Annotated in this window: 9 protein-coding genes and 1 other RNA gene; 4 read left to right on the forward strand and 6 right to left on the reverse strand. The window is 69.4% G+C overall.

Going from position 1 to position 5,931, the window contains the following annotated elements:
- From WBA11_RS14415 to coaE, 4 genes are all read left to right on the forward strand, one after another.
- Window positions 1-576: phosphotransferase family protein (locus WBA11_RS14415; protein ID WP_424521365.1), on the forward strand; the 576-nt coding region annotated here is incomplete at its 5' end.
- 72 nt (window positions 577-648) lie between these two features.
- A complete protein-coding gene (locus WBA11_RS14420; RefSeq protein WP_424521366.1) occupies window positions 649-1,017 on the forward strand; it encodes a Rid family detoxifying hydrolase in 369 nt (122 codons plus the stop codon).
- Window positions 1,014-1,415: a hypothetical protein gene (locus tag WBA11_RS14425; protein ID WP_424521367.1), complete on the forward strand. Its 402-nt coding sequence runs from the start codon at window positions 1,014-1,016 to the stop codon at window positions 1,413-1,415. The genes WBA11_RS14420 and WBA11_RS14425 overlap by 4 nt, the downstream gene beginning before the upstream one ends.
- A gap of 124 nt (window positions 1,416-1,539) precedes the next feature.
- Window positions 1,540-2,136: a dephospho-CoA kinase gene (gene coaE, locus WBA11_RS14430; protein ID WP_424521368.1), complete on the forward strand. Its 597-nt coding sequence runs from the start codon at window positions 1,540-1,542 to the stop codon at window positions 2,134-2,136.
- 15 nt (window positions 2,137-2,151) lie between these two features.
- Here coaE and WBA11_RS14435 read toward each other — a convergent pair whose 3' ends face one another.
- The 6 genes from WBA11_RS14435 to ffs all read right to left on the reverse strand — a co-directional run bounded on the left by WBA11_RS14435 (window position 2,152) and on the right by ffs (window position 5,850).
- Window positions 2,152-2,466 carry a hypothetical protein gene (locus WBA11_RS14435; protein WP_424521369.1) on the reverse strand — a complete coding sequence of 105 codons (315 nt, stop codon included), beginning with the start codon at window positions 2,464-2,466 and terminating at the stop codon, window positions 2,152-2,154.
- A gap of 83 nt (window positions 2,467-2,549) precedes the next feature.
- Window positions 2,550-3,221 carry a hypothetical protein gene (locus WBA11_RS14440; RefSeq protein WP_424521370.1) on the reverse strand — a complete coding sequence of 224 codons (672 nt, stop codon included), beginning with the start codon at window positions 3,219-3,221 and terminating at the stop codon, window positions 2,550-2,552.
- Between the two features lie 68 nt (window positions 3,222-3,289).
- Window positions 3,290-3,985 carry a hypothetical protein gene (locus tag WBA11_RS14445; RefSeq protein WP_424521371.1) on the reverse strand — a complete coding sequence of 232 codons (696 nt, stop codon included), beginning with the start codon at window positions 3,983-3,985 and terminating at the stop codon, window positions 3,290-3,292.
- An 83-nt stretch (window positions 3,986-4,068) separates the two neighbouring features.
- Window positions 4,069-5,328, reverse strand: a complete 1,260-nt coding sequence (locus tag WBA11_RS14450; protein WP_424521372.1) for a bifunctional 3,4-dihydroxy-2-butanone-4-phosphate synthase/GTP cyclohydrolase II — start codon at window positions 5,326-5,328, stop codon at window positions 4,069-4,071.
- A gap of 71 nt (window positions 5,329-5,399) precedes the next feature.
- Window positions 5,400-5,717: a preprotein translocase subunit YajC gene (gene yajC, locus WBA11_RS14455; protein ID WP_424521373.1), complete on the reverse strand. Its 318-nt coding sequence runs from the start codon at window positions 5,715-5,717 to the stop codon at window positions 5,400-5,402.
- Between the two features lie 34 nt (window positions 5,718-5,751).
- An RNA gene (ffs, locus tag WBA11_RS14460) (signal recognition particle sRNA small type) lies at window positions 5,752-5,850 on the reverse strand.
- Between the last annotated feature and the right edge of the window lie 81 nt (window positions 5,851-5,931).

Raw genomic sequence — 5,931 nt, forward strand, 5'->3', positions numbered from 1 at the left:
CCCGAGGGCTACGTCCGGCGCCAGGTCGAGGGCTGGACACGTCGCTACACCCACGCCGCGACGGACGACACCGGCCTCGAGGACGTGCTCGCATGGCTCGACCAGAACCAGCCATCGGAGTCCGGCACCGCGCTCATCCACAACGACTACAAGTACGACAACGTGGTCCTCGGCCCCGAGCACCGGATCGTCCGCGCCGTCCTCGATTGGGAGCTCGCGACCGTCGGCGACCCGTTAATGGACCTGGGCTCGACACTGGGCTACTGGGTCGAGCCTGGCGACCCGGCCCCGCTGCGCGCCGTCGCCCTCAGCCCAACGTGGTGGCCCGGCAACCCGACTCGGGAGGGTGTCGTCGAGGCGTACCAAGAGCGGACCGGCCTCGAGGTCGGGGCGCCCGTGTTTTACACGGCGTACGGGTTCGTCAAGCTGGCCGTGATCGCGCAGCAGATCTACAAGCGGTGGACGCTCGGTCACGCCAAAGACCCACGGTTCAGCGGGCTCATCGAGGTCGTGCGCGCGTGCACAGGACTGGCGGCGAGCGCCATCGAGGCGGACCGGATCTCGGACCTGGGCTGAGCCGTCCCTTCGGCGCCGCTCAGGACATGCCTCGAGGACGTCGGTATCCTCCGTCGCTCTCCTTCCTCGTCTATGACCATCGTTTCCTCACCCGACGCCCCGGCCGCCGTCGGCCCGTACAGCCACGCCGTCAAAGTCGGCGGGCTCTTGTTCTGCTCTGGACAAGTGGCGCTCAAAGACGGCGCACTCGTCGGCGACGACGTGGAGGCGCAGACGCGGCTCGTGTTCGAGAACATCCGGGCGGTCCTGTCCGCAGCCGGCGTCGGACTTGGGGACGTGGTCAAGACGACGGTCTACCTCGACACGATGGACGACTTTACGGCCATGAACGGCGTCTACGCGGACGCCTTCGGCGATCACCGGCCCGCGCGGTCGACGGTCGCCGTCCAGGGCCTGCCGGTCGGGGCGCTCGTGGAGATCGAGGTCACCGCCGCGCTGTGACCGACGTCCGCCCCTTTTTCGAGGCCTACGGCCGCGCCTTCGAGGCCTACGACGCCGAGGCCATCGCGGCGACGTACGCGACGCCGTGCCTGTTTGTCCGCGACGGCGTCACGGTCGCAGCGGCAACGACGGAGGACGTCCTCGAGAGCGTCCGCTCCCTCCTGGACTTGCACCGCGCGTGGGACGTCCAGACCGCTCGGCCCGCCGAGGTCGCCGTCCTAGAGCAGGCGCCGGCGCACGCCCTGGCGCGCGTCGCGTGGAAGCTCGGCCGGCCCGGCACCCGCGTCGAGTGGTCCTTCGACACGACGTACACGTTGGTCCCCGTCGAGAGCCGTGAGGCCGGCGCAGCCAACGGCTGGCAGATCGCGGTGGCCGTCACGCACGACGCGCCGTTTTAGTGGCGGCCGAGACCTCGAGGTGGCGAGCGATTCCGCGCCTTGACCGCCAGGGGTTGGGGGTTGGGGATCTGGGATTAGGGGATCGACCTCGAGGTCGCGTCGCGTCTCTCACCGCATCCCTCCCGTGACCACGGTCGGCGTCACCGGCGGGATTGGAAGTGGCAAGTCGGCGTTCGTGGCGCGGCTGGCCGAGCACGACGGCGTCCGCGTGGTCCTGGCCGACGACCTGGCCAAGCAACTCATGGTCGAGGACGCCGAGGTGCGCAGCGCCCTTTCGGCCCGGTTCGGACCCGAGACGTACCGGCCGGACGGCGCGCTCAGCCGCAGCTACCTCGCCGGTCGCGTGTTCGCGGACCCGCGTGAGTTAGCGGCCCTCAACGCCATCGTCCACCCCGCCGTGCGGAGAGCCCTCGCCCTCGAGGTCGACCGCGCACGCGCGGACGGGATTGACGTGCTGGTCTACGAAGCGGCGCTCCTGTTCGAGACCGGCGGCGACGCCGTCCTGGACACCGTCGTGGTGATCGACGCGCCCGAAGACGTCCGTCTGGCGAGAGCCGCGGCCCGCGACGGCGTCCTCGAGGACGACATCCGAGCCCGGATGCGCCACCAGATCGACCCGGCCGATGCCCGAGAGCGCGCAGACGTGGTCGTCGACAACGGAGGTGACCTCGACGCGCTCCGGGCCGCGGCCGATGCGCTCATGCGAGCGCTCGCAGCTTAGCGTCCTCGAGGACGACTACTCCTCGTCCTGCTCGCCCTCGAGAGGCGCGGTCGCAGCGGTGGAATCGGGATCGGACGCGGACGACGAGTCCGGCTCGGCTTGGGAAGCGAGCTCAGGGTCCCGCTCGAGGTCGGAGCGCAGGCGCGGAGCAGGCGGCGGAGTGGCCGTGAACGCTCGCTCGGGTTGGGGCTCGGCGTCCCACTCGGCCTCGAGAGCGATCGGCTCGGCAAACACGTCCACCTCAGACCCGACCGGCTGACCGAGTCGGTTCAGACTGAACAAAACGATCCCGATCAGGCCGAGGAGCGGGAGGACGACGTTGCGAGACACGGTGGAGGCGCGAAACCACGGGTGGGAATCGTCCAGATCGACGTGCCGCTTAAATCAGCGCCGAATGGGTCGTCACTCGGGCACTACAGCCCGGTCCCGTCGTCCAGCCAGACGAGCCGGTCCTGGATCATCTCGGCACGCGGCACGAAGCCGTCGCCCATGTCGTACGGAAACTCCTCGATGATGTAGAACGACGTCCCGTCGTGCTCGCCGACGGTCACGCTGCCGGCTCCGGAGTCGTCGGCGAACGAGAAGCCGGCGGTGGCCCAGTCCGGGCCTTCGCCGTCCTCGAACTCACCGAATCCCCCCCGACTCTCCGCGACGGCTCGCGCCAGCCCGACGGTGTCGTTCTGGTTCGCGTCCGACGGCACGAACAGGCTCACGACGCCCTGCATCGGCGCTGCGCCCATCGCGAACCGGACGGCCGTCCCCTCGCCCGAGCCGGACACCTCGTCGGTCCAGCCGTCGGGGACGTACGTCGAGAAGGGAAGGGACACATCCTCGTAGCGGACCAGGCGGAGCGCGATGGCCTCGTCCTCGCCCTCGATCGAGATCACGCCGGTCGTGGTCTGGGGCCGCTCGAGGCCGGGCGGGTCGGCGTCCCCGAGGTCGGAGACCGGATCGACCGCGTCGTCCTCGAGGACGGCCTCAGTCTCGGACCCCCCGTCGTAGGCTGCCGCGTCGAACGGCTCGTCGGACGAGTCGCTGCACGCGGCGAGGGTGACGATCGAGAGGGCGAGAAGGGCGGGTCGCATGGCGAAGGGGAGTGAGCCAGCGGCTAACCTACCGTCCTCGAGGCGAACGGCACCCTCGAGGACAAACTCTATCGGAGGCTGGAGCCGTCATCGAGCCAACGCCACTCGTCGAGGACGAGCTGGGAGGACGGCTCGAACCCGTCGCCATACTCGAGGGGGGCCTTCACGCTTAGAAAGAGCCCGGTCCCCCCGTGCTCGACCACGTACGTCTCTCCGTACAGGTCGCTGTGAGACCAGGTGTAGCCGGCCTTGGCCCACTCCGGCAGGTTGCCGCTTGTTGCCAGGTCCGTGACGTCACCCTCGACGGCGTCTCGAGCCTCGGCGAATGTGGCCATCACGTTGGACTGGTCGTAGGGCATGAACACGTCGATGCCGGCCTCGAGATCGAACTGGAGCTGGGCGGCCATGCCGCCCGGCGTGCTCACGACGTGCGTCTCCCAGCCATCGGGGACGTAGGTCGCGAAGTTGGGCGAGAAGCTCATCGTCTCGAACAGCTTGACGTCCTCTTGGTAGTCCATGCCTTCGCTGTTGAGGGTCCGCGTCGCGGTCTGGGGCCGGTCGAGGCCGACGGTATCGCGCACGACCGGCACGGCCTCGAGGGCGACTGAAGGTTCGACTGCGTCGGCCTGGAGGGCCTCGGAAGAGGGCTCGTCAGCAGCCGCCGCCTCAGCCTCGAGGGCGTTGGCAAGAGCAGCCGGTTCTGCGGCGTCTGGCGATCCGCACGCGACGAGCGCGAGAGCGGCGCAAAGACAGAAGGGGTGCATGGCAGGCCGTGTCTGGAGGTCGCAGCCTACGGACCGCTCGCGCGTGCTCCATAGAACCCGGGATCCGACCTCGAGGCCGAACCTTATTCCCTCAGGACTGACGCCAGCACGTCGCCGTCGTGGCCGCTCAGACCACCCAGCAGGTGGCCCATCCGGTCGCGCTTGGTCTTGAGGTAGCGCTCGTTGTGCGCGCCGGCCTCGACCTCGATCGGTACCCGCTCGACGACCTCGAGGTCGTAGCCGGACAGCCCGACGCGCTTGCGGGGGTTGTTCGTCATCAGCCGGATCTGGCCGACGCCCAGGTCGCGTAGGATCTGGGCGCCCGTCCCGTAGTCGCGGTGGTCCATCCCGAAGCCGAGCGCCTCGTTGGCCTCGACGGTGTCCATGCCCTCCTCCTGCAGCTTGTACGCCCGGAGCTTGTTGAGCAGGCCGATCCCGCGTCCCTCCTGCTTCATGTACAAGATCATGCCGCGGCCCTCGCGCTCGATCTGAGCCATCGCCGCGGCGAGTTGTTCGCCGCAGTCGCACCGCGCCGAGCCGAAGATGTCGCCGGTGACGCACTGGCTGTGGACGCGGACCAGGACCGGCTCGTCGGGCTCGAACGGGCCGCCCTTGGTCAGCGCCAGGTGGACGTCGCCGGTCAGGGTCTCCTCGTAGGCCGAGAGCTGAAAATCGCCCATCGCGGTCGGCATGTCGACCTCGACGACGCGCTGGACCAGCGTCTCCGTCCGCATCCGGTACGCGATCAGGTCGCGGATCGTAATGAGCTTGAGGCCGTGTGTGTCCGCGATCTCGCGCAAGTCGGCCACGCGCGCCATCGTGCCGTCCTCGTTCATGACCTCGATGAGCACGCCGACCGGCCGGAAGCCGGCCATCCGCGCCAGGTCGACGGTCGCCTCGGTGTGTCCGGCTCGGCGCAGGACGCCGCCGGTCTGGGCGCGCAACGGGAAGATGTGGCCGGGCCGCGCGAAGTCGGTCGGCGACGCCTCGGGGTCGGCGAGCGCGCGGATGGTGGCAGAGCGGTCGGCGGCCGAGATGCCGGTCGTGGTCCCGGCCTTGAGGTCGACGGAGACTGTGAACGGGGTCTCGTAGAGCGACGTGTTGACCTGCTCCATCATCGGCAGGTCCAGTTCGGCGGCCCGCTCGCGCGTCACCGGGACGCACATGAGCCCTCGGCCCCAGCGCGCCATGAAGTTGACCAGGTCCGGCGTCACGACCTCGGCCGCCGTGATGAAGTCGCCCTCGTTCTCGCGGTCGGCGTCGTCCACGACGACGACGAGCTTGCCGTTGCGGATGTCCGCGATGGCGTCCTCGATGGAGTCGAACCGGATGTCGTCGGCCATGTGCGCTGCCAGGCTGTTTGAGGCCTCAACGCGCGCCGGGCAGTGGTGCGCCCTCGAGGACGATGAAAACGCTACGCGGGCGGCGTCGAGGCGCCGACGATGTAGGCCACCTTGCCCTTGTCGACGCGCAGCTTGGTGCCGCCGTCGACCTCGAGGAGGACGGACTTCTCGTCGACCTGGCGGATCTGGCCGTGGATGCCGCCCATCGTCACGACGCGGTCGCCCTTGGAGAGGCCCTCGACGAGCGCGCGGTGGGCCTTGGCCTGCTTGGCCTGGGGGCGGATCATCGTGAAGTACATCACGGCGAACAGCAGGCCGAGGAGCAGGAGCGGGTTGCCAAACAGTCCGCCGGCGGGGGCGGCCTGGGCGAGCGGGAGGAGCGTCAGCATGTCCGTCGTCAAGTCGGGGGTCCGGAAACAGAGAGAGGGCACGCGATCCGTATCGCGCCGCATCGACCTTCTACCGTTGCTGCCGTCAGGCCCTGGCGGGGTTCGAAGGGAGCTGGCCGTACGGGACGTGCCCTCACTCTGGCCGGCGGGCCGGGAGCTGCGCTCCTGGCGACCGGCAGCGCAAATGTACAGACCGGCGCCCGCGAGGTTGCGA

It is taken from the genome of Rubrivirga sp. (genome assembly GCF_049648075.1).
GTDB lineage: Bacteria > Bacteroidota > Rhodothermia > Rhodothermales > Rubricoccaceae > Rubrivirga.